Annotated in this window: 3 protein-coding genes; all 3 read left to right on the top strand. The window is 58.1% G+C overall.

The genetic code is table 11. The features are described 5' to 3' along the window. Window positions 1–226 precede the first annotated feature (226 nt). Complete coding sequence (locus QZX93_RS26610; RefSeq protein ID WP_295385516.1) at window positions 227–1,114, top strand: phosphate-starvation-inducible PsiE family protein; 888 nt, start codon at window positions 227–229, stop codon at window positions 1,112–1,114. A gap of 148 nt (window positions 1,115–1,262) precedes the next feature. Further along, complete coding sequence (locus tag QZX93_RS26605; RefSeq protein ID WP_295385514.1) at window positions 1,263–1,724, top strand: TerB family tellurite resistance protein; 462 nt, start codon at window positions 1,263–1,265, stop codon at window positions 1,722–1,724. Between the two features lie 34 nt (window positions 1,725–1,758). Then, complete coding sequence (locus tag QZX93_RS26600; protein WP_295385512.1) at window positions 1,759–2,178, top strand: YccF domain-containing protein; 420 nt, start codon at window positions 1,759–1,761, stop codon at window positions 2,176–2,178. The last annotated feature ends 83 nt before the right edge of the window (window positions 2,179–2,261 follow it).

Below are 2,261 nucleotides of genomic sequence, written 5' to 3'. Positions count from 1 at the left end.
GTGTAACACTCCAAGTCCGGTTCTGCGAGGAGCCGGGAACGAATCGTCGTATGGCAGAGATAGCGTGGCACCGCCGGGAAACCAGGCGGCAACAGAGAACACAAACTTCGGCCTAAGCGACGGCAAGAACCCGGCTTACTTTCCGGCTCGCATAAAGAGGAAATGACGCCCGGTTCGAATGCCCCCACTGTTCGGACCATTTTCGCCGTGCCTTCACAGAGCTATTATGATTCAAGTCTTGTACATCAGTTCCTCCATCGAGCCCTTTTCGACCAAAGACCTACTGGGCTTGTTGCAGGTTTGCCGGGAGAGTAACGCGAGCATCGGCGTCACCGGCATGCTGCTCTACGGTAACGGGACCTTCTTGCAGGTTTTGGAGGGCGAGGAAAAGGTCATCGACGACCTGATCGACAGGATCCGTAAGGACCCGCGCCACACCGATTTCCATATCCTGCACCGTCACCCCATCGAGCGCCGTCAATACTCGGACTGGAGCATGGGTTTCAAGCGCCTCTCCGACCGGGAACTGCAGGGCATCGAGGGCTTACGGGATTTCACCGAGAAAGATTTCACCCCGGAACGCCTCCTTGCGCACGACACCATCGTCCAAAGCCTGATGCATCACTTCCGCAAGGAACGGCTCAAGAGCATCGGTCAGGGTGAACTCGGGGTCGACGAGGAAGACGGGATGATTAATGTCCTGCATCGCATCATTCGGGGCGCGGTACGGGTGTTGGCGGTATTGATGGTCATCACCATCCTATGGGGTGTCGTCGACGTGGCGATGGTCCTCTACGGCCAGGTCTTCCGACCCTCGTTCGAAGATTTCCAGGCCCGTGACATCGTCGTTGCCTTCGGCGCCTTTCTGGCCGTACTGATCGCCATCGAGATCTTCATGAACATCACCCTCTATCTGCGTGATGACGTAGTGCATGTCAAACTCGTGATCGCCACCGCGTTGATGGCGATCGCCCGAAAGGTCATTGTCTTCGACTTCCATAAGATCGAGCCGATGTATGTCCTGGCCACCGCGGCGGTGGTCCTGGCGCTGGGGATTGTCTATTGGCTGATGGATGCAAAGATGGCGTGGGGCGCGGACCGGCAGCGGCGCTGAGCGAAAGCAAAATGAAGCCTTACTTGGACGTCTGTTGCCTCGATCGCCCCTTTGACGGCCGAACACAGGACAGGAGTGACCTTGGATCAGCAGCCGTCATTGCTAGATCGAGCCCATCGAACTGAACGACCAACGACACAGAGGCCCTATGCTCAACCGAATTCGCACCTTTTTCGATCAATACCTGATCGCGGACTCCGCCGCGACCCGGGACCCGGCCCAGGCCGCACGGTGCGCCGCCGCGGCGCTACTCTTGGAGATGGCGCACATGGACGCGGCTATCACGCCCGAGGAACAAGCGGCGATATTCGATACCGTACGCGAAAACTTCGGACTCTCGCCCGAACAGGCGCAGGAACTGATCGCCTGCGCTGACGAAGAGCGGGAGCAGGCGACAGATTACTACCAGTTCACCTCTCTTATCAACGCCCATTTCGACCAGGCCCAACGGGCGGCCTTGATCGAACAATTGTGGCGGGTCGCCTACACCAATCTGGTGCTGTGCAAGCATGAGGAGTATCTGGTGCGCAAGGTGGCGAACCTGCTTCATGTGCCGCACCAGACCTTCATTGCGGCCAAGCACCGCGTCAGCGACGGCAAGCCCGGATGATCCAGGTCGAGCGGTTCGCGGCGTAGGGAACATCATGGCATTCGTTGGCAACCTGTTGTGGTTCGTGTTAGGCGGCGGCATCGTCGCCTGGCTTTGTTGGGTCTTGTTCGGATTCGTCATGGCCGTCACCATCATCGGCATCCCGTTTGCCATGGCGGCCTTCAGGATCGCGGGATTCGCAGCCTTTCCGTTCGGCAGAGAACTCATCGACGGCCGACTCATCGGCGAGCCGCGCATCATCGGCACCGGGGTCGCCAATCTCCTGTGGGTCATTGTGGCGGGTCTATGGTTGGCCATTGCCCATGCGCTCATGGGGATCTCGCTGTACATCACGATCATCGGCATCCCCTTCGGGCTTGCGCATTTTAAGCTGGCGCAAGTGTCCTTCGCCCCGCTAGGTAGTGCCTGGCAGCAAACCGTAAAAAATCAATCAGCGCAATCTGTTATAATCTGACCCTAAGATCGAAGTTGGCCCGGCGCCGACTTCGATGGGGCTCGATAAAATCGGCAACCAACTGATTTTATTAAGCCGACATG

Origin of the sequence: uncultured Thiodictyon sp., assembly GCF_903946935.1 — a bacterium.
Classification (GTDB): domain Bacteria; phylum Pseudomonadota; class Gammaproteobacteria; order Chromatiales; family Chromatiaceae; genus Thiodictyon.
Note: the sequence above shows the minus strand (reverse complement) of the source record. Positions and strands in the feature narration are given on the sequence as shown.

Bases quoted from the DNA above. Each gene is read 5' to 3' on its own strand.
- QZX93_RS26610 (WP_295385516.1), top strand. From the start codon at position 227: ATGATTCAAGTCTTGTACATCAGTTCCTCCATCGAGCCCTTTTCGACC.
- QZX93_RS26605 (WP_295385514.1), top strand. From the start codon at position 1,263: ATGCTCAACCGAATTCGCACCTTTTTCGATCAATACCTGATCGCGGAC.
- QZX93_RS26600 (WP_295385512.1), top strand. From the start codon at position 1,759: ATGGCATTCGTTGGCAACCTGTTGTGGTTCGTGTTAGGCGGCGGCATC.